General features: G+C 74.3%; 18 protein-coding genes and 1 tRNA gene. 9 read left to right on the top strand and 10 right to left on the bottom strand.

The window, feature by feature from the left end:
- Positions 1 to 29 precede the first annotated feature (29 nt).
- Positions 30 to 1,646: a glycerol-3-phosphate dehydrogenase/oxidase gene (locus tag QQY24_RS24860; protein WP_301974943.1), complete on the top strand. Its 1,617-nt coding sequence runs from the start codon at positions 30 to 32 to the stop codon at positions 1,644 to 1,646.
- 224 nt (positions 1,647 to 1,870) lie between these two features.
- Positions 1,871 to 2,899, top strand: a complete 1,029-nt coding sequence (locus QQY24_RS24855) for a PAC2 family protein (RefSeq protein ID WP_301974942.1) — start codon at positions 1,871 to 1,873, stop codon at positions 2,897 to 2,899.
- Positions 2,900 to 2,965: 66 nt separating this feature from the next.
- Here QQY24_RS24855 and mshC read toward each other — a convergent pair whose 3' ends face one another.
- From mshC to QQY24_RS24835, 4 genes are all read right to left on the bottom strand, one after another.
- Positions 2,966 to 4,195 carry a cysteine--1-D-myo-inosityl 2-amino-2-deoxy-alpha-D-glucopyranoside ligase gene (gene mshC / locus QQY24_RS24850; protein WP_301974941.1) on the bottom strand — a complete coding sequence of 410 codons (1,230 nt, stop codon included), beginning with the start codon at positions 4,193 to 4,195 and terminating at the stop codon, positions 2,966 to 2,968.
- Between the two features lie 102 nt (positions 4,196 to 4,297).
- Positions 4,298 to 5,134, bottom strand: coding sequence for an SCO1664 family protein (locus QQY24_RS24845; protein WP_301974940.1), 837 nt, complete (start codon positions 5,132 to 5,134; stop codon positions 4,298 to 4,300).
- Complete coding sequence (locus tag QQY24_RS24840) at positions 5,098 to 5,688, bottom strand: DUF3090 domain-containing protein (RefSeq protein WP_301974939.1); 591 nt, start codon at positions 5,686 to 5,688, stop codon at positions 5,098 to 5,100. Before QQY24_RS24840 ends, QQY24_RS24845 begins: the two co-directional genes overlap by 37 nt.
- A 90-nt stretch (positions 5,689 to 5,778) precedes the next feature.
- On the bottom strand, positions 5,779 to 6,465 hold the full coding sequence (locus QQY24_RS24835; RefSeq protein WP_301974938.1) for a histidine phosphatase family protein: 687 nt from the start codon (positions 6,463 to 6,465) through the stop codon (positions 5,779 to 5,781).
- 62 nt (positions 6,466 to 6,527) lie between these two features.
- On the opposite strand from QQY24_RS24835, the gene corA reads away from it, so the two are divergent.
- Positions 6,528 to 7,523 (top strand): magnesium/cobalt transporter CorA, encoded by a 996-nt coding sequence (corA, locus tag QQY24_RS24830; protein ID WP_301974937.1) that lies wholly within the window; start codon positions 6,528 to 6,530, stop codon positions 7,521 to 7,523.
- 182 nt (positions 7,524 to 7,705) lie between these two features.
- Here corA and QQY24_RS24825 read toward each other — a convergent pair whose 3' ends face one another.
- Positions 7,706 to 8,761: an LLM class F420-dependent oxidoreductase gene (locus tag QQY24_RS24825; RefSeq protein ID WP_301974936.1), complete on the bottom strand. Its 1,056-nt coding sequence runs from the start codon at positions 8,759 to 8,761 to the stop codon at positions 7,706 to 7,708.
- A 194-nt stretch (positions 8,762 to 8,955) separates the two neighbouring features.
- On the opposite strand from QQY24_RS24825, the gene QQY24_RS24820 reads away from it, so the two are divergent.
- Positions 8,956 to 9,939 (top strand): aldo/keto reductase, encoded by a 984-nt coding sequence (locus QQY24_RS24820; RefSeq protein WP_301974935.1) that lies wholly within the window; start codon positions 8,956 to 8,958, stop codon positions 9,937 to 9,939.
- Positions 9,936 to 12,242, top strand: a complete 2,307-nt coding sequence (locus QQY24_RS24815; protein WP_301974934.1) for a helix-hairpin-helix domain-containing protein — start codon at positions 9,936 to 9,938, stop codon at positions 12,240 to 12,242. The genes QQY24_RS24820 and QQY24_RS24815 overlap by 4 nt, the downstream gene beginning before the upstream one ends.
- 74 nt (positions 12,243 to 12,316) lie before the next feature.
- Here the strand turns inward: QQY24_RS24815 and QQY24_RS24810 are convergent, their stop codons facing one another.
- A complete protein-coding gene (locus QQY24_RS24810) occupies positions 12,317 to 13,024 on the bottom strand; it encodes a hypothetical protein (protein WP_301974933.1) in 708 nt (235 codons plus the stop codon).
- Between the two features lie 47 nt (positions 13,025 to 13,071).
- Between QQY24_RS24810 and QQY24_RS24805 the strand changes: the two genes are divergently transcribed.
- On the top strand, positions 13,072 to 13,260 hold the full coding sequence (locus QQY24_RS24805) for a DUF5703 family protein (protein ID WP_005485166.1): 189 nt from the start codon (positions 13,072 to 13,074) through the stop codon (positions 13,258 to 13,260).
- 66 nt (positions 13,261 to 13,326) lie between these two features.
- Here QQY24_RS24805 and QQY24_RS24800 read toward each other — a convergent pair whose 3' ends face one another.
- The 3 genes from QQY24_RS24800 to QQY24_RS24790 all read right to left on the bottom strand — a co-directional run bounded on the left by QQY24_RS24800 (position 13,327) and on the right by QQY24_RS24790 (position 15,915).
- Entirely contained in the window at positions 13,327 to 14,076 is a 750-nt protein-coding gene (locus QQY24_RS24800; protein WP_301974932.1) for a chaplin, read from the bottom strand.
- A gap of 115 nt (positions 14,077 to 14,191) precedes the next feature.
- Complete coding sequence (locus QQY24_RS24795; RefSeq protein WP_301974931.1) at positions 14,192 to 14,425, bottom strand: chaplin; 234 nt, start codon at positions 14,423 to 14,425, stop codon at positions 14,192 to 14,194.
- A 164-nt stretch (positions 14,426 to 14,589) separates the two neighbouring features.
- On the bottom strand, positions 14,590 to 15,915 hold the full coding sequence (locus QQY24_RS24790) for a M20/M25/M40 family metallo-hydrolase (RefSeq protein ID WP_301974930.1): 1,326 nt from the start codon (positions 15,913 to 15,915) through the stop codon (positions 14,590 to 14,592).
- Positions 15,916 to 16,113: 198 nt separating this feature from the next.
- On the opposite strand from QQY24_RS24790, the gene QQY24_RS24785 reads away from it, so the two are divergent.
- Both QQY24_RS24785 and QQY24_RS24780 read left to right on the top strand, forming a co-directional pair.
- Positions 16,114 to 16,201 (top strand) — tRNA-Leu (locus tag QQY24_RS24785).
- A 125-nt stretch (positions 16,202 to 16,326) separates the two neighbouring features.
- A complete protein-coding gene (locus tag QQY24_RS24780; protein WP_301974929.1) occupies positions 16,327 to 16,704 on the top strand; it encodes a YchJ family protein in 378 nt (125 codons plus the stop codon).
- A gap of 18 nt (positions 16,705 to 16,722) precedes the next feature.
- Here QQY24_RS24780 and QQY24_RS24775 read toward each other — a convergent pair whose 3' ends face one another.
- Positions 16,723 to 17,424 carry a FadR/GntR family transcriptional regulator gene (locus QQY24_RS24775; RefSeq protein WP_301974928.1) on the bottom strand — a complete coding sequence of 234 codons (702 nt, stop codon included), beginning with the start codon at positions 17,422 to 17,424 and terminating at the stop codon, positions 16,723 to 16,725.
- Between the two features lie 143 nt (positions 17,425 to 17,567).
- Here QQY24_RS24775 and QQY24_RS24770 point away from each other — a divergent pair, with 143 nt between their 5' ends.
- Positions 17,568 to 18,086 (top strand): gluconokinase, encoded by a 519-nt coding sequence (locus QQY24_RS24770; RefSeq protein ID WP_301974927.1) that lies wholly within the window; start codon positions 17,568 to 17,570, stop codon positions 18,084 to 18,086.
- Positions 18,087 to 18,187 lie beyond the last annotated feature (101 nt).

Raw genomic sequence — 18,187 nt, 5'->3', positions numbered from 1 at the left:
GACAGCCCTGACGAGGAGTAAGACCCGACATGACCAGTCAGCCCACCCCGCAGACCCTGCCCGCCCTGGGGACGCACCCGGCCTCCGGCTCCCTCCCGAGCCGCGCCGAGACCAGGGAGCAGCTCGCCAAGGCGTCGTACGACCTCCTTGTGATCGGCGGCGGCATCCTGGGCATCTCCACCGCCTGGCACGCCGCGCAATCCGGGCTCAGGGTGGCGCTGGTCGACGCCGGCGACTTCGCCGGCGCCACCTCCTCCGCGTCCTCCAAGCTGCTCCACGGCGGCCTGCGCTACCTGCAGACCGGCGCGGTGAAGCTGGTCGCGGAGAACCACTTCGAGCGCCGTGCGGTCTCCCGCCAGGTGGCCCCCCACCTGGCGAACCCGCTCACCTTCTACCTCCCCGTGTACAAGGGCGGGCCGCACGGCGCGGCCAAGCTCGGCGCGGGCGTCTTCGCCTACTCCGCGCTCTCCGCGTTCGGCGACGGCGTGGGCCACCTGCTCTCCCCCGCCCGGGCCGCGCAGGACGTGCCCGAGCTGCGCACCGACAACCTCAAGGCCGTGGCCGTGTACGGCGACGACCAGATGAACGACGCGCGGATGGCGCTGATGACGGTCCGCGCGGCCGTCGAGGCGGGCGCGGTCGTGCTCAACCACGCCGAGGTCACCGGACTGCGCTTCACCCGGGGCCGGGTCACCGGTGCCGACCTCAGGGACCGGCTGACCGGTGAGGAGTTCGGGGCCAACGCCCGCCTGGTGCTGAACGCCACCGGACCCTGGGTCGACCACCTGCGCCGGATGGAGGACCCGGGCGCGGCGCCGTCCATCCGCCTGTCCAAGGGCGCGCACCTGGTGCTGAAGCGGACCTTCCCCTGGAAGGCCGCGCTGGCCACCCCCATCGACAAGTACCGCATCACCTTCGCCCTCCCCTGGGAGGACATGCTGCTGCTCGGCACCACCGACGAGGCGTACGAGGGCGACCCGGGCGACGTCGCGGTCACCGAGTCGGACATAGCCCAGATCCTGGACGAGGCCGCGTTCTCCGTCCGGGACCGGCAGCTGCGGCGCGACCTGATGACCTACGCCTTCGCCGGCCTGCGGGTGCTGCCGGGCGGTCCGGGCGACACCGCCAAGGCCAAGCGCGAGACCGTCGTCACCGAGGGCAGGGGCGGCATGCTGTCCGTCGCGGGCGGCAAGTGGACCACCTTCCGGCACATCGGCCGCACGGTGCTGAAGAAGCTGGAGGAGCTGCCGGGCCACCCGCTCGGCGACGACTTCGAGCCGGTCTCCTCGCTGCCGAGGAAGCTGCCGCTGCCCGGTATCGCCAACCCGAGGGCGGTGGCGCACCGGCTGCTGGTGGACCGCCCGGCGCCCGGCCCGCGCATGGCCGCCGACACCGCCAGGCACCTGGCCACCCACTACGGCTCCCTGGCCTTCGACATCGCCCGCCTGGCCAACGAGAACCCGGCGCTGGCCGAACGGGTGCACCCGGAGGCCCCGGAGATCTGGGCGCAGGTCGTCTGGGCCCGCGACCACGAGTGGGCCCAGACGCCGGACGACGTGCTGCGCCGCCGCACCACGCTGACCGTCCGCGGCCTGGCCACGGACGAGGTCCGCGCCAGGGTCCAGGACCTGCTCGACAGGAAGTAGGCCCGGCGCGGCGGCCGGTCCCCCCTCCCCCGACCGGGACCGGCCGCCGCCCCGGCACCGGATGCCGCCGCACCGGGCCCGGGCAGTGCCGCCGGTCGGGGGTGTTCCCCGGTGGCGAACGGGGCAGTGATCCGTTCAGCCCCGTTCGAAGGGGCTGCGGGCGCTCCCGCCGGACGCCGTAAGGTTGGGACGTCAAGCGAGGGCACGTCGGAAGGAGGCACTGGGTGATCGAGCTGGAGGGGGTTCCCGAGCTGATCGACCCAGTCATGGTGGCCGCGTTCGAGGGCTGGAACGATGCCGGCGACGCCGCCTCCACGGCGGTGGCGCACCTGGAGCGCGAGTGGAAGGGCGAGGTGTTCGCGGCGCTGGACGCCGAGGACTACTACGACTTCCAGGTGAACCGCCCCACGGTGTTCATGGACGACGGAGTGCGCAAGATCACCTGGCCGACGACCCGGTTGTCGGTGGTCCGCGTCGGTGGTGACAAGCCGCGCGACCTGGTGCTGGTCCGCGGGATCGAGCCGTCCATGCGCTGGCGGTCGTTCTGCAACGAACTTCTCGGCTTCGCGCACGAGTTGGGCGTGGAGCTGGTGGTCATCCTGGGCGCCCTGCTCGGGGACACCCCGCACACGCGCCCGGTCCCGGTCAGCGGGGTCACCTCCGACCCGGACCTGGCCCGCCGGATGGACCTGGAGGAGACCAAGTACGAGGGCCCGACGGGCATCGTCGGCGTCCTGCAGGAGGCGTGCACGCACGCCGGCGTCCCGGCGGTGTCGCTGTGGGCGGCCGTGCCGCACTACGTCTCCCAGCCACCCAACCCCAAGGCCACGCTGGCCCTGCTCAACCGCCTGGAGGACCTGCTGGACCTGCGCCTCCCGCAGGGCGAGCTGCCCGACGACGCGCGCGCGTGGCAGGTGGGCGTGGACCAGTTGGCCGCGGAGGACAGCGAGGTCGCCGAGTACGTCCAGACGCTGGAGGAGGCCCGGGACACCGCCGAACTGCCGGAGGCCTCCGGCGAGGCGATCGCCCGCGAGTTCGAACGGTACCTGCGGCGGCGGGACGTGAGCCCGCCCGGCGGGCACGCGACGGCCGACGGCGGGGACGGCGGTTCGTACCGGCGCGACGGTCCGGGCGGCAGGTCCCGGCCGCCCCGGGCGCCGCGGCCGGGAGCCCCCGGAGCGGCCGAAGGCCCTGCGGAGGGTTCCGCGGAAGGTCCCGCGGAGGGCGACGACGAGGGCACGTCGCAGGAGTGAGCGCGAAGGGGAGCGGTTCCCGCGGGTCGCGGGAACCGCTCCCCTTCCGGCCGTGCCGCCGTACGGTTACAGGGCCACGCCCAGCAGGGCGTCCACCGCCCGGGTCACGAGGCCGGGGGCGCCGGTGTCGGTACCGCCCTCCGTGTCCTGGCGGTCCGCCCAGCGGTCCACGGCGGCCAGCGCGGCGGGCGCGTCCAGGTCGTGGGCCAGCGCGTCGCGGATCTCCTCCACGAGCGCGTCGGCACCGGGTCCGTCGGGCCGGGAGACCGCGGCGCGCCAGCGGCCGAGCCGGTCGACGGCGTCCCGCAGCACCTGGTCGGTCCACTCCCAGTCGGAGCGGTAGTGGTGGGCGAGCAGGGCCAGCCGGACGGCGGCCGGGTCGACGCCGCCGCGGCGCAGCCGGGAGACGAAGACGAGGTTGCCCCTGGACTTGGACATCTTCTCGCCGTCCAGGGCGACCATGCCGGCGTGGACGTACGCCTTGGCCATCGGGAACTCGCCGGTGAGCACCTGGGCGTGCGAGGCGCCCATCTCGTGGTGCGGGAAGGCCAGGTCGGAGCCGCCGCCCTGGACGTCGAAGCCCATGCCCAGGTGGTCCAGGGCGATGGCCACGCACTCGATGTGCCAGCCGGGGCGTCCCCGGCCGAGGGAGCCGCCGTCCCAGCTGGGCTCCCCGTCGCGGGCCGCCATCCACAGCATCGGGTCGAGCGGGTTCTTCTTGCCCGGCCGGTCCGGGTCGCCGCCGCGCTCGGCGGACAGCAGGCGCATCGCGGCGGCGTCGAGGTGCGAGACCCCGCCGAAGTGCGGATCGGCCCCGACGGAGAAGTAGACGTCGCCCTCCAGTTCGTAGGCCGCCCCCAGGTCGCGCAGCCGCTCCACGAGCGGGACGATGCCGGGTATCGCCTCGACGGCACCCACGAAGTGCTGCGGCGGGAGCATCCGCAGGGCGGTCATGTCCTCGCGGAAGAGGGCCGTCTCCTGCTCGGCGAGGGCGGTCCAGTCGACGCCGTCCCGCTCCGCGCGCTCCAGCAGCGGGTCGTCGACGTCGGTGACGTTCTGGACGTAGTGGACCTGGCGCTTGGTGTCGAGCCACACGCGTTGGACGAGGTCGAACGCGTTGTAGGTCGCCGCGTGACCGATGTGGGTCGCGTCGTACGGCGTGATGCCGCAGACGTAGAGACGGGCGACGGGACCGGGAGCGAGGGTGACCAGGCCGCCGGTCGCGGTGTCGTGGATCCTCAGGTCGCGGCCCTGACCAGGCAGGGCGGGGACCTCGGAAGCGGGCCAGGCATGCATGTACATGAGCCTAACCGCCCGCGAGCTGCGCTTACGAACCGGATCGCGTCGGATGGCCGGTTGTGCCCCGTCGGACCGGGGCACGGTGCACCGCGGGGGCGCTCACACCGGGGGCCAGGGGATCGCCGGCCACTCCCCGCCCGGCTCCGGGTGGCGGCCGGAGGCGAGCAGGGCCTCGACCCGGGCGCGCGTGGCCGCGATCTCGGCCGGGGTGATCAGGGGGGCCAGCCGTGCGGCCAGGGCGCCGCCCCCGGCGAGGGAGGCGCGCAGCCCTTCGAGCACGTCGACGGCGTCCCCGGGCAGGGGTTCCCCGGCCCATCCCCACAGCAGCGTGCGCAGCTTGTCCTCGACGTTGAAGGTGACGCCGTGGTCGATGCCGTAGAGGCGTCCGTCGGCGGTGGGCAGCAGGTGGCCGCCCTTGCGGTCGGCGTTGTTGATCACCGCGTCGAGGACGGCGAGCCGGCGCAGCCGCTCGTCGTCGGCGTGCACGAGCAGTGCCGTCCGGTCCTCGCCGACCTCGGCGAGGCCGATGGCCCTCCAGCCCGGCTCCGGCTCCTCGCCGTCCACCAGCGCGAGCAGTCCGGCGTCGGCGCTCGTCTCGATCCACAGCTGGCACATGCCCTCGCCGTACGGGCCCCCGCGCAGCACGGTCGGCGGGACCAGTCCCCAGCCGGTGGCCTCGGAGACCTCGTAGGCGGCGACCTCACGGCCGGCCAGGGTGCCGTCGGGGAAGTCCCACAGCGGGCGTTCGCCGGCCACGGGCTTGTACACGCAGCCGGCCTCCTGGCCGTCGAGCGCGACCGTGCAGAACAGGGCGGCGTTGGACGCCTCGCGGATGCGGCCGCGCACGGTCAGTTCACCGTGGGCGAGCAGCCGCGCGGCGGTCGCCGGGTCGGCGGCCGTCACGCTCCGCGGCGGTATCCGTTCTGGCGCGGACATACGTGTCCTTCCGGATCGAGCGGGAGGCTGCACAGCGGGCACGGCGGCCGCCCGGCGTTGACGACGTCGAGGGCGCGCTTGGCGAAGGCCCTGGCCTGCGCGCCGGTCAGCCGGACCCGCAGCATCGGGGGCCCGTTCTCCTCGTCCTGCAGGAGCCGCTCCTCGGCCTCGGCGAGGTCCTCGTCGGTGTCGGCGTCCAGTTCGACCAGGGCCTGCGCCTCGACGATCATGCGCTGCTCCTCGCCGTCCCAGGCCAGAGCCATGGTGCCGACGCGGAACTCCTCCTCGACGGGGGTGGCCAGCGGGGCGGTGTCGGCGATCTCCGTGGGCGCCACGGCGGGGACGGCGGCGTTGCCGCCGCTGCGCCGTACGACCTCGTCGAGCAGTTCTTCCATGCGCTCGGCGAGCGCGGCCACCTGGGTCTTCTCCAGGGCCACGCTGGTCACCCGGGTGCCTGCGGTGGCCTGGAGGAAGAACGTACGGCGTCCGGGCAGTCCGACCGTGCCGGCCACGAAACGGTCCGGCGGATCGTAGAGGAACACCTGACGGGACACGTCCTGTCTCCATGGGGATCGGGGGTTTCGGCGGTGCCGGTCACTGTGTGCGCGGCCGTGCGGACCGCTTCACCCTACTGCGGCAGACGATCACGGTGCGCCCGCACCACCGCCGACCGGTGCGTCGCCCTCCCCGGGTTCCCCGCGCGGCGCGAGCGAGGCGAAGTCGCCGGTGTCGCCGAGGCGGACGAGGTAGGGCCGCAGGCGGGTGTAGCGGATCGCGGTGACGGAGCACGGTTCCACGGAGATCCGCTGGAAGAGGTCGAGGTGCATGCCGAGGGCGTCCGCGACGAGCGACTTGATGACGTCGCCGTGCGAGCACATCAGGTAGACGGCGTCGGCGCCGTGGTCGCGCTCGACGCGCGCGTTCCACTCGCGCACGGCCTCGGCGGCGCGGGTCTGCATGGAGCGCATGGACTCGCCGCCGGGGAAGGCGGCGGCCGACGGGTGGGCCTGCACGACCTCCATCAGGGGCTCGTCCTTCAGCTCGGCGAGCTTGCGGCCGGACCAGTCGCCGTAGTGGCACTCCCCGATCCGCTCCTCGGTGTGGGCGCGCAGCCCGGGACGGGCGTCGAGCAGCGGCCGTACGGTCTCCTGGCAGCGCTGCAGGGGGCTGGTGACGACCTCGTGGACCGGCAGCCCGGCGAGCCGGCCGGGCAGCGCCCGGGCCTGCGCGACCCCGCGCTCGTCCAGGGCGACGCCCGGGGTCCAGCCGGCGAGCACGCCGGAGGTGTTGGCGGTGGAACGTCCGTGCCTGACGAGGATCAACGTGGGCATGCGGCCCAGAGTAAGCGCATCGGGGCATGCGCAGGACGTCGGACGAAGGGAGAATGCGCTCCGTGATCGTGGACTGCGCCATCTACCGGCACGGGCACCGCACCGAGGGACCGGAGGACCTGTCCGACGCACTGGCCGAGGCACGGGCCGCGGGCGGGTTCGTGTGGATCGGGCTGCACGAGCCGTCGGAACGGGAGTTCGACCTGGTCACCCAGGAGTTCGGGCTGCACGCGTTGGCCGTCGAGGACGCCCTCAAGGCGCACCAGCGGCCCAAGCTGGAGGTGTACGACGACTCGTTGTTCATGGTCCTCAAGCCGGTGGTGTACGAGCCCGAGAGCGACACCGTGTCGGCCGGCGAGGTGATGATCTTCATCGGCGACTGCTTCGCGGTGACCGTCCGTCACGGCGAGGGCGCGCCGCTCGCGGCGGTGCGGCACCGGCTGGAGGCGGAGCCCGAGATGCTCGGCAAGGGCCCCACGTCCGTGATGTACGCGATCTCCGACGCCGTCGTCAACCACTACCTGGAGGTCGCGACGGAGCTGCAGACGGATCTGGAGGAACTGGAGACGGAGGTGTTCTCGCCGGACGGCGGCGGCTCGCGGCACACGGCGTCGCGGATCTACACCTTCAAGCGGCAGGTGCTGGAGTTCCGGCGGGCCACCGGACCGCTGGCGGTGCCGCTGAACCGGCTGGCCGGCGCGAGCGCACTGGGCGGCGGGGTGCCGTTCGTCGACGACAAGGCGCGGCCCTTCTTCCGGGACGTCCACGACCACCTCACCCGCGTGAACGAGTCCGTGGAGAGCCTGGACCGGCTGGTGTCGGACATATTGTCGGCGCACCTGGCGCAGATGAGCGTGCGGCAGAACGACGACATGCGGAAGATCTCCGCGTGGGCGGCGATGGCGGCGGTCCCCACGATGATCGCGGGGATCTACGGCATGAACTTCGAGCACATGCCCGAGCTGCACTGGGTGTGGTCGTACCCGGCCGTGATCGCGGTGATGGCCGTGCTGGAGGTGCTGCTGTACCGGCTGTTCCAGCGGCGCGGCTGGCTGTGACCGCCGCGCGGGCGCGACCGGCGGCCGGCGCGGCGGCACGTCCGCCCCTCCCTCCCGGCCGGCCCGCACGGCCGGGAGGGGCGGGGGCCGGAGTCGTAACCGCGCGGGGCCCGGCGCGTTGTTCCCCGTGACGGCCGTGGCGGGGAGGACTCCCCGAGCCCCCACCACGGCCGCGGACCTCCCTACGCCAGTCCGGCGCGCTCCAGGGCCTCGCTGCCGGCCCGCAGGGAGGCGAGGCGCTCGTCCAGCGTGAAGCCCGCGGGAGCGAGGCTGAGGGTGGTGACCCCGGCGGCGGCGTAGGCCTTCATCCGGTCGGCGATGCGGTCGACCGAGCCGAGCAGGGCGGTCCGGTCGACGAGGTCCTGCGGGACGGCGGCCGCGGCGCCCTGCTTGTCACCGGACAGGTACTTCTCCTGGATCTCGGCGGCTTCCTTCTCGTAGCCCATGCGCTGGGCGAGCTGGTTGTAGAAGTTCTGCCTGCGGCTGCCCATGCCGCCCACGTAGAGCGCGGTGTAGGGGCGGAAGGCGTCGGCCAGCCGGGCCACGTCCCGGTCGTCGCCGACGGCGAGCGGCAGGGTCGGGCAGATGTCGAACCCGTCCAGGGTCAGGCCCGCCTTCTCCCGGCCCGCGCGCAGGTGCCGGACCGTGGTCTCCTCCAGGTGGTCGGCGGAGGGGAAGATCAGCAGCGCGCCGTCGGCGATCTCGCCGGTCTGCTCCAGGTTCTTCGGGCCGATCGCGGCGACGTAGAGCGGGATGTGCTCGCGCTGCGGGTGCACGGTCAGCTTGATCGGCTTGCCCGGGCCGCCGGGCAGCGGCAGCGTCCAGTGCTCGCCCTCGTACGACAGCCGCTCGCGCGTCATCGCCTTGCGGACGATCTCCACGTACTCGCGCGTGCGGGCCAGCGGCTTGTCGAACTTGACGCCGTACCAGCCCTCGGAGACCTGCGGCCCGGAGACGCCGAGACCGAGCCGGAAGCGGCCCCTGGACAGCGAGTCCAGCGTCGCCGCCGTCATCGCGGTCATCGCCGGCTGCCGGGCCGGGATCTGGAAGATGGCCGAGCCGACGTCGATGCGCTCGGTCTGTGCGGCGACCCAGCTGAGCACCGTGGCCGCGTCGGAGCCGTACGCCTCGGCGGCCCAGCACACGGCGTAGCCCAGCCGGTCGGCCTCCTGCGCCACGGCCAGGTTGTCCGCGTCCATCCCGGCACCCCAGTAGCCGAGGTTGATCCCGAGCTGCATGGCCGATCCCCTTACCAGTCAGTAACGTCCCTTGGCGCAGACCTTAGCGCGGGGGCCACGGCCCGGGGCAGGGGACCCGCGCGGGCGGCGCCCGGCCGCGCGGGCGGGCGCGCCGCCGGAACCGGGCCGCGGGTCCGGGACCGGTTGTCCACAGGCCACCCACGGGACAGTTCCGGCCAGATAATCTCGCGCACATGGAGCAGAGGCATCTCGGCCGCACAGGCCTGCGCGTGTCCCGGATCGGACTCGGCACCCTCACCTGGGGCCGGGACACCGACCAGCACGACGCCGCGGACATGCTGAAGGCGTTCTGGGAAGCCGGCGGAACCCTGGTCGACACCGCGGACGTGTACGGCGGCGGGGAGGCGGAGTACCTGCTCGGGCAGCTCATGGAGGGCCTGGTGCCGCGCCGGGACCTGGTCGTGTCGACCAAGGCGGGCAGCGTGCCCGACCCCGGCCGCCGCTTCGACGGCTCGCGCGGCCACCTGCTCGCCGCGCTCGACGCCTCCCTGGCCCGGCTCGGCACGGACTACGTCGACCTGTGGCACGTCCACGCCTTCGACCCGGGCACCCCGCTGGAGGAGACGCTCCAGGCCCTGGACCTGGCCGTGAGCAGCGGCCGCGCCCGCTACGCCGGCGTGTCCAACTTCTGCGGCTGGCAGCTCGCCAAGGCGGCCACCTGGCAGCTGGCCGCACCGGGCACCCGCACCCGGCTGGCCAGCACGCAGATGGAGTACTCGCTGCTCCAGCGCGGCATCGAGCGCGAGGTGCTGCCCGCCGCGCTGGACCTGGGCGTCGGCCTGCTGCCCTCCTCCCCGCTGGGCCGGGGCGTGCTGACCGGCAAGTACCGGCACGCCACCCCGTCGGACTCGCGCGGCGCCTCCGAACACCTGGCGCCGTTCGTCGAGCCGTACCTGGACGACGCGGCGACCCGCATCGTGGACGCGGTCACCACGGCCGCGGACGGGCTCGCGGTCACCCCGCTGCAGGTGGCCCTCGCCTGGGTCCGGGACCGGCCCGGCGTGGTCGCGCCGGTCGTCGGCGCGCGCAACGCCCAGCAGCTCACGGCGGCGTTGTCAGTGGAGGCGCTTAGTCTTCCTGACGAGATCTGCCGGGCGCTGGACGATGTGTCGGCGCCCGTGCACCGCTATCCCGATCACGACTGGAGCACGCTGTGAGCACGGAGCCGGAGACCACGGAGGAAACCGGGCCGGGGACCCCGGGGGCCCCCGCACCGGAGGCGGGAACCGGCGACGGCGCGCAGGGGGTGCCCGGGGGCGGGGGTCCGGCTGCGGCCGGCTCGGACGCGGGTGACGGCGCCGGGGATGCGGGGGACGGTCCGCCCGGCTCGGACTCGGGGGCGAACACCCCCGGAGGACCGGGCGGACCGCCCGGCGCGGGCGGTGCCGGGAGCGGGGACGCCGAGGGGGCCGGTGCGGACGGCGCCGCCGCCCGGATGTCCGAGGCCGAGGCCGAACTGGCCGCGCAGCGTCTGGAGCGGGAGCGGATCGAGCGGCGCAAGGCCGAGCGGCAGGGCTCCATCGAGAGCGGCACCAAGCTGAGCGGCACGGCGGCCGACCTGCTCGCCGCGGTACGGGCGGTGGAGAGCGGCCAAAAGCCGGTGGCCGCGGTGTTCGCGGAGCCCGGGTCGGCTGCGTCCCGCCCCGCCCCGGAGCCCGTGCGCCGGCCCGCGCCCGCCGCCGCGCCCGGCACCCCGGTCCCCGCCCCGGAGGCCGTCGAGGCCGTACGGCGGGTACTGGGCGAGGGCGGCGCCCCCGGGACCCTGGCCGCCCAGGTCGCCGCGGACCTCGGTGAGGGGGCCGACGCCGTGCTCCGCGAGGACCCCTGGCAGCTGCTGCGGGTCCCCGGCGTACGGCCGGAGCAGGCCGACGGCTTCGCGCGGGGGCTGCTCGGCGCGGCCTGCGGCCCGGCCGACGAGCGGCGGGTCCGCGCGGTGACCGTCTGGCTGCTGGAGCAGGCGGCGCTCGCCGGACACACCGCCCTGGACCTGCCGGCGCTCACCGCGGCACTGGCCCGGCAGGGCGTGCCGGACCCGGACGCGGCCGTGCAGAGCACGCTCGCCGAGGGCGAGGCGCTGGCCTTCCAGGACGCCGTGGAGGAACCCGGCGCCCCGGCCCGGCAGCCGGTGCCCGACCCGGCGGAGCGGGGCGAGGAGGCGGCGGAGGAGGAGCGGCCGGTCCGGGTCCTCATCGGCCTGGAGCGCTACGCGCTCGCCGAGGAGAGCCTCGCCGACGGCCTGGCCCGGCTGGTCAACTCCCCGCCCAAGGAAGCCCCCGGGGCCTGGGAGGCGGCCGCGGCCGGGATGTCCGGCGGTGCCGCCGAGCTGGTCCGCGCGGTCGCCGGGCACGGCCTGGTGCTGCACACCGGCGGCGAGGCGGCCCGGGCCGAACCGGCCGCGCTGCTCGGCGCCGCCCGCACCGCCGGCCTGCGCGCCTTCGCCGCCTGCCACACCGCCGACGGGCACCGCCGCTTCGCCGCGCTGCTCGGCACGGCCGGCGACCCCGCCCCCGTCGGCACGGTCGCCGGCCTGCTCTCCGGCGCCGAGGGTCCCGGCCGGGACGCGGAGGGCGCCCTGGACCTCGACCTGCTGATCGTGCCGGACGCGCCCCAGCTCGACGTCGAGAGCGCCGCGATGCTGGTGGAGTCGCTGTCCGACGGGGCCCGGCTGGTGCTGAGCGGTGACCCGGCGGTGCTGTGGTCCGCCGGACCCGGGCGGGTCTTCGCCGACCTGCTCACGGCCCGCGCGTGCCCGCAGATCGCCTCCCGCACCCCCGACCCGGGCCCCCTCGGCGAGCTGGTCTCCGGCATCGGCGTCGGCGAGCTGAACCAGGTCGGGGCGCCCGGCAAGGAGATCGTCGTCGTGCCGGTGCGGGACGCGGGCGAGGCCGTGCACCGCACCGTGCAACTGGTCGCGGACTCGGTGCCGCGGGCGATCGGCGTTCCGCCCGAGCAGACGGTGGTGATCACCCCGGGGCACGGCGGCGCGGCCGGCACCCGCGTCCTCAACACCGCGCTGAAGGAACGCCTCAATCCGGGCCCGGGCCGCTTCGCGGGCTTCGACCCCGGCGACCGGGTCGCCTACTCCCCCGCGCCGGGACGCACGGTGCCGGGGCGGGTGGTGACCGCCGACGCGGAAGGGCTGCACCTGGAGTGCGCGGGCGCCCCCGTCGTCGTGCCGAGGGAGCGGGTGGAGCGGTCCGTACGGCACGGCTGGGCGCTGACCGCGCACCAGGCGGTGGGCGTCCGCTGGCCGGCCGCGGTGGTGGTGCTGCCCGGCGACGCCGCACGGACGCTCAGCCGGCCGTGGGTGTACACGGCGTTCGGCCGGGCCGAGCGTCACCTGTCCGTGGTGCACGGCGTGGAACAGGCCCTGCCGAGGGCGGTGGCCGAGGTCCCCGCCAGACCGCGCACCACCCGCCTGCCGGCCCTGCTGCGCGCCCAGGTCCCGGCGGCGGACTGACCGGCCCGCGGAGGCGGAACGCGGCGGTGCCGCGGGACCGTGCCGGCCCCGCCCCACGGCACCGCCGGCACGGCTCAGCGGTCGGAGTCGAGCGGCTCCAGATCGTCCTCGTCCGCGACGAGGTCCAGCTCGTCGGCCCCGGCGGCCGGGCCGGCCTCGTCGTCCTCGTCGGCCTCGTCGTCGAACACCGCACTGACGTCGAACCGGCACACCACCTGCTGCGCGTCGACCTGCTCGAACGGCGCCTCCAGCCACTCCCCGGCCTCGGCGGGCCCCTCGGCGGCGGTGACCCAGAGCGTGGAGTCGCCCTCCTCCAGGCCGAACTCCGCGTGCCGGGAGGCGATCTCGTCCGGTTCGAACTCACCGAACAGGGTGCTCAGCGCGCCGGGGACCGTGGCCGCGGCCTCCTCGCCCGCGCCGCCGTCCCCGTACTCCGCCGCCTCGACCCGCTGGGCCTGCGCGAGCAGCCGCTGGGGCTCCGCCACGGTGTAGTCGCGGCGGATCAGCACGCTGATCGCGTGCGGCTCCCCGGGCCCCGCGTACGGCGGCAGCGCGTCCTCCGCACCGGGGATCTCGAAGGGCGTGACCTCGTCGTAGCGGTCGTAGAGCAGCTCGTCGTACACCTCGGCGGCGGCGGCCAGTTGGTTGAACGCTTCGTAGACGGCCGGATCGTCCTCGCCCGACCGGCGTTCGACCGCGGCCAGGTGGCGGTCGAGCGCGGTCTTGACCGCCTCGGCGGCGGCACGTACCTCGGCAGCGGTGGGCTGCGCAGCATCAGACATAGTGCAGACGCTATCCGTACCGGGCACCAGCCCGCACAATAGATGCGATGCCGGAATACGAATTCGTCGACGTGTACGTACCTCGCGGGGTGTCCCGCAAGGATGCGACGCGTCTGCTGACCGACCATGCAGAGTACGGACACTGGGAGTTGGACCGACTGAGCCTGCTCCGCGACGGCAGCCGCAGGGTGCGGTTGCGCCGGCGGATCATCCGCCAGGTGCGTGCCACGTGGTGAGACAGGGCACATGACGCAGCGGGCCCCGCCGTGCGGCGGGGCCCGCTGCGTTCCCGGTGGTCCGCGTCACACCGCGGCGCGCGCCTTGCGGTACAGCACCGCGCCCGCGAGCAGCGCGCCGGCGCCCGCCGACGCGGTGAGCCCGAGCGGCAGGCCGCTACCGGTGTGCGCGAGCTGGGCGTCGGCCTGCGGCCGGGGATGCCCGGCCCGGGACGGGCCGTGGGGCGCGCCGGGGCCCTTGGCGGGCGGGGCGGCCGGCGTGCCCGGGTGGTCCGGACGGGCCGGGGTTTCGGGCGGCTGGACGTGGTGGCCGCCGTTCGCGCAGGCGTTGTCGGCGGTGGCGTTGCCGAGGCCGACGACGTTCACGCTGTTGCCGCACACGTTGACCGGCACGTCGACCGGTACCTGCACGGTGTTGCCGGACAGTACGCCGGGCGAGCCGGCGGCGGTTCCGGCCGCGTGCGCGCCGCCGTGGGTGCTGGACGCACCCTCGCTCCGGCCGCCCGCGTACGCGCCGGGTGTGCCGACGTGGGCGCCGGGTGCGCCGGCGTGGCGACCCTCCGGTGTGCCGCCGCCCCGCTGGACGCAGGCGTTGCCCACCGACGGGTTGAGGAGCCCGACGACGTCCACGGTGTTGCCGCACACGTTGACCGGCACGTCGACCGGTACCTGCACGGTGTTGCCGGACAGTACGCCGGGCGAGCCGGCGGCGGTTCCGGCCGCGCCCGCGTCGGCGTGGGCGTAGCCGCTCGCGGCGGCGATCACACCGGTGGCGGCGGCCATGGTCATCAGGCCCTTACGGGTGCCCTGTCGCATTCGGGAGTGCCCCTTGCCTTCGAAATCGCTGTGGAGAAAGCCGGTCGGCCCCGGAGCGCGTGGCGCGCGCTCCGAGGCCGACGGCTCGTAAAGGACGCCCCTCGGGGAGCCGACGTCAGTCGTTGACGCAGGTGTTGCCGAAGGCGGGGTTCAGGAGCCCGATCACGTTGACCGTGTTGCCGCAGACGTTCACCGGCACGTGGACCGGCACCTGGATGACATTGCCGGACGCGACGCCCGGCGACTGGGTGGCGACACCCTGGGCACCCGCGTCGGCAACGGCCAGGCCCGCACCCGCGAGCACCAGACCACCGGTGGCAGCCGCGGCAGCGACGACCTTCTTGATCATTGTTCCTCCTAGTTGGCAATGCGGTCCCAAGCAGCGGACCGCAACACCTGTAACGAGAAGGAATGAATGGAGCTACGAACTTATGGTCGCAATCACCCTTTCCAGTCGGTCCCGCACGGGTGTCCGATTACGGCGGCCGATGCGGTCGCGCCCGTCCGCCGCCCTCACGAGGCGTCGAGGAACCGGTCGAGCACCCGCACCCCGAACCGCAGCCCGTCCACCGGCACCCGCTCGTCCACGCCGTGGAACATGCCGGCGAAGTCCAGCTCCGGGGGCAGCCTGAGCGGGGCGAAGCCGAAGCCGCGGATGCCGAGGTCGTCGAAGGACTTGGCGTCGGTGCCGCCGGAGAGCATGTAGGGGATCGCCTTGGCGGTGGGGTCCTCGGCCAGCAGCGAGGACTGCATGGCCTCCACCAGCGCGCCGTCGAAGGTGGTCTCGACCGCCTTGTCGGCGTGGACGTCGGTGCGCCGCACGTTCGGTCCGAGGAGGCGGTCGAGGTCGGCCAGGAACTCCTCCTCGTGTCCCGGCAGGAAGCGTCCGTCGATGTGCGCGGTGGCCTCGCCCGGGATGACGTTGACCTTGTACCCGGCGTTCAGCTGGGTGGGGTTGGCGGTGTTGCTGAGGGTGGCGCCGATGAGCTTGGCGATGCCGCCCAGCCTGGCGAGGGTGGACTCCATGTCCTCGGGGTCCAGCTCGGTGCCGAGCGCGTCGCCCAGTTCGTCGAGGAAGGCGCGGGTGGTCTTGGTGACCCGCACCGGGAAGCTGTGGCGGCCGACGCGGGCGACGGCCTCGGACAGTTCGGTGATGGCGTTGTCGCGGTGGATCATCGAGCCGTGCCCGGCGGTGCCGGCCACGGTCAGCTTCATCCAGTGCATGCCCTTCTCTGCCGTCTGGATCAGGTAGAGCCGGCGCTGCTCGTCCACGGTGAACGAGAACCCGCCCACCTCGCTGATCGCCTCGGTGACGCCCTCGAACAGCTCCGGATGCCGGTCCACCAGGTAGCGGGCCCCGTGGGTGCCGCCGGCCTCCTCGTCGGCGAGGAAGGCCACCACGACGTCCCGGGGCGGGCGGCGCCCGCTGCGCAGCCGGTCGCGCACGACCGCGAGGGTCATGGCGTCCATGTCCTTCATGTCGACGGCCCCGCGCCCCCACACGCACCCGTCGGTGACCTCGCCGGAGAACGGGTGGTGGGTCCAGTCGTCGGCGTTGGCCGGCACGACGTCCAGGTGGCCGTGGATCAGCAGCGCGGGCCGGGAGGGGTCCTCGCCCTCGATGCGGGCCACGGTGGAGGCGCGCCCCGGGTGCGACTCGAAGATCTCCGGCTCCAGGCCGACCTCCGCGAGCTTCTCGGCGACGTACTCGGCGGCCTGGCGCTCGCCGGGGCCGGAGTGGTCGCCGTAGTTGCTGGTGTCGAACCGGATCAGCTCGCGGCAGAGGTCCACGACCTCGTCCTCGCCGGTGACGCCCCTGGTCGTGTCCGTCTCGCTCACGCTGCTTCCTCCCGCTGTCCCTGCTGGTGGTCCCCCTCATCCTGCCTCCGCGCCCGCCCGGGCCCAAGAGCGGGCCCGGCCCGTCACACGCCGTTCACGCGGACCGGGTCCCGGGGACGGGGTGTGATCGGCCGCCCCGGAAAGCCTGGTAATGTTTCCTCCGTCGCCGCGGGGGAGATCCCGCACGACAGACACCTTGTCCGGGTGGCGGAATGGCAGACGCGCTAGCTTGAGGTGCTAGTGCCCTTTATCGGGCGTGGGGGTTCAAGTCCCCCCTCGGACACCACCGACACCCCAGGTGCCGCCGGATTCCGGTCGGCACCTGGGGTGTTCCCCGTTCCTCGCACCCGGCACCGCCCAGGGCGGCGGGGCGCCCGGGCGCCCCACCGCGGTGGGGGCAGAATGTGGGCCATGAGCACGCGTTCCTCCTGCCCCTGCGGGCTGCCCGGGCCGTACGGCGCCTGCTGCGGCCGCTTCCACTCCGGCTCCGCCGCGGCGCCGACGGCGGAGGCGCTGATGCGCTCGCGCTACAGCGCGTTCGTGCGCGGGGACGCGGCGTACCTGCTGCGGACGTGGCACCCGCGGACCCGGCCGGAGCCGCTGGAGCTGGATCCCGGGGTGCGCTGGACGGGTCTGGAGATCCTCGGCACGACCGGCGGGTCGGCTTTCCACGCCACCGGAACGGTGACCTTCCGGGCCTCCTACCGGGGCGGCTCACTGCACGAGCGCAGCCGGTTCGAGCGGGCGGACGGCGCGTGGGCCTACGTCGACGGGGACTTCCCCGGCTGACCGCCCGCGGCCCGGCCCTCAAGGGGCCAGGACGTCCAGTTCCCGCAGGGCGCCCACGGTGATCTGCCGGGTCAGTTCCTCGGCGCGGGCCGCGTCGCGCGCCCGGACCGCCTCGGCGACCTGGACGTGCAGGGTGACGGCGGCCGGGGCGGGGTCCTCGAACATGACCTCGTGGTGGGTGCGGCCGGCCAGCACCTCCGCGACGACGTCGCCGAGGCGGGCGAACATCTCGTTGCCCGAGGCGTTGAGGACGACGCGGTGGAAGGCGATGTCGTGGACCAGGTACTGCTCCAGCCGGTGGCCGCGCGAGTTGGCCACCATGCCGAGCGCGCACTCGGTGAGTTCGGCGCACTGCTCCGCCGTGGCCTGCCGGGCGGCCAGACCCGCCGCCACGGGCTCGACCGCCGAGCGCAGCACGGTCAGGGAGCGCAACTGGTGGGGGCGGTCGGCGCCCGCCAGGCGCCAGCGGATGACCTGCGGGTCGTAGACGTTCCACTCGGCCCGGGGGCGGACCGTCACGCCGACCCGGCGGCGGGACTCGACCAGGTGCATGGACTCCAGGACGCGGACCGCCTCGCGCATCACGGAGCGTGACACCTCGAAGTGCTGCGCCAGTTCGTCGGTGCGCAGAACGCTGCCCGGCGGGTACTCGCCCGCGGTGATCGCGGGGCCGAGTGTGTCCAGGACACGGCCGTGCAGCCCCCGGCCCGGTGTGCTCATGCACTCAGCGTACGGCCTGGATCACGGAGCCAAAAAGTCAGACTTGTATGTCACAGGCTCTTGAATTCATCGTACCTAATGGGTTTCAGTGTGGCCGACGCCGGATGTCGGCGCCGTGTGCCGAGGAAGACAGCGAGGCAGTGATGCGCACCCCCCACGTCGTCATCGTGATGGGCGTCGCCGGGACGGGCAAGACCACGATCGGCCCGTTGCTCGCCGCCCGGCTGGGCGTCCCGTACGCCGAGGGCGACGACTTCCACCCGCAGGCCAACATCGACAAGATGTCGGCCGGTGTCCCGCTGGAGGACGCCGACCGGTGGCCGTGGCTCGACGCCATCGGCGCCTGGGCGCACGGCCGGGCCGGGCTCGGCGGGGTGGTCAGCAGTTCGGCGCTGAAGCGGTCGTACCGCGACCGGCTCAGGGCCGCCGCTCCCGGGGTCGTGTTCGTCCACCTGACGGGGGACCGCGAGCTCATCGGGGACCGGATGTCCCAGCGGCGGGGCCACTTCATGCCGACCGCGCTGCTGGACTCGCAGTTCGCCGCGCTCCAGCCGCTGCAGGCCGACGAGGCGGGCGTCGCCGTGGACGTCGGCGGCGGTCCCGAGGAGATCGTCGAGCGCGCGGTGAAGGCGCTGGCGTCCCTGCCCGGCACCCCGGGGTAACGCCCCGCAGCCCCGCGCCCCCGCTCCCTCCTGCTCTCTCCTCCCCTCTCCGTACCCCTCTGTCCCTCTCTGCCCCCTCCATCCCCTCCTTCCCCTCCTTC

Origin of the sequence: Streptomyces sp. TG1A-8 (assembly GCF_030499535.1) — a bacterium.
In the GTDB taxonomy this organism is placed as follows: domain Bacteria; phylum Actinomycetota; class Actinomycetes; order Streptomycetales; family Streptomycetaceae; genus Streptomyces.
This window is presented reverse-complemented; position numbering and strand designations above follow the sequence as displayed.

What these genes read in the sequence shown, in the direction of transcription:
- QQY24_RS24845 (WP_301974940.1), bottom strand. Translation starts at nt 5,134, where the DNA reads ATGTCCGCGCCAGAACGGATACCGCCGCGGAGCGTGACGGCCGCCGAC.
- QQY24_RS24780 (WP_301974929.1), top strand. Translation starts at nt 16,327, where the DNA reads ATGAGCACGCGTTCCTCCTGCCCCTGCGGGCTGCCCGGGCCGTACGGC.
- QQY24_RS24860 (WP_301974943.1), top strand. Translation starts at nt 30, where the DNA reads ATGACCAGTCAGCCCACCCCGCAGACCCTGCCCGCCCTGGGGACGCAC.
- mshC (WP_301974941.1), bottom strand. Translation starts at nt 4,195, where the DNA reads ATGCATGCCTGGCCCGCTTCCGAGGTCCCCGCCCTGCCTGGTCAGGGC.
- QQY24_RS24810 (WP_301974933.1), bottom strand. Translation starts at nt 13,024, where the DNA reads ATGTCTGATGCTGCGCAGCCCACCGCTGCCGAGGTACGTGCCGCCGCC.
- QQY24_RS24770 (WP_301974927.1), top strand. Translation starts at nt 17,568, where the DNA reads ATGCGCACCCCCCACGTCGTCATCGTGATGGGCGTCGCCGGGACGGGC.
- QQY24_RS24820 (WP_301974935.1), top strand. Translation starts at nt 8,956, where the DNA reads ATGGAGCAGAGGCATCTCGGCCGCACAGGCCTGCGCGTGTCCCGGATC.
- QQY24_RS24835 (WP_301974938.1), bottom strand. Translation starts at nt 6,465, where the DNA reads ATGCCCACGTTGATCCTCGTCAGGCACGGACGTTCCACCGCCAACACC.
- QQY24_RS24795 (WP_301974931.1), bottom strand. Translation starts at nt 14,425, where the DNA reads ATGATCAAGAAGGTCGTCGCTGCCGCGGCTGCCACCGGTGGTCTGGTG.
- QQY24_RS24825 (WP_301974936.1), bottom strand. Translation starts at nt 8,761, where the DNA reads ATGCAGCTCGGGATCAACCTCGGCTACTGGGGTGCCGGGATGGACGCG.
- QQY24_RS24775 (WP_301974928.1), bottom strand. Translation starts at nt 17,424, where the DNA reads ATGAGCACACCGGGCCGGGGGCTGCACGGCCGTGTCCTGGACACACTC.
- QQY24_RS24800 (WP_301974932.1), bottom strand. Translation starts at nt 14,076, where the DNA reads ATGCGACAGGGCACCCGTAAGGGCCTGATGACCATGGCCGCCGCCACC.
- QQY24_RS24805 (WP_005485166.1), top strand. Translation starts at nt 13,072, where the DNA reads ATGCCGGAATACGAATTCGTCGACGTGTACGTACCTCGCGGGGTGTCC.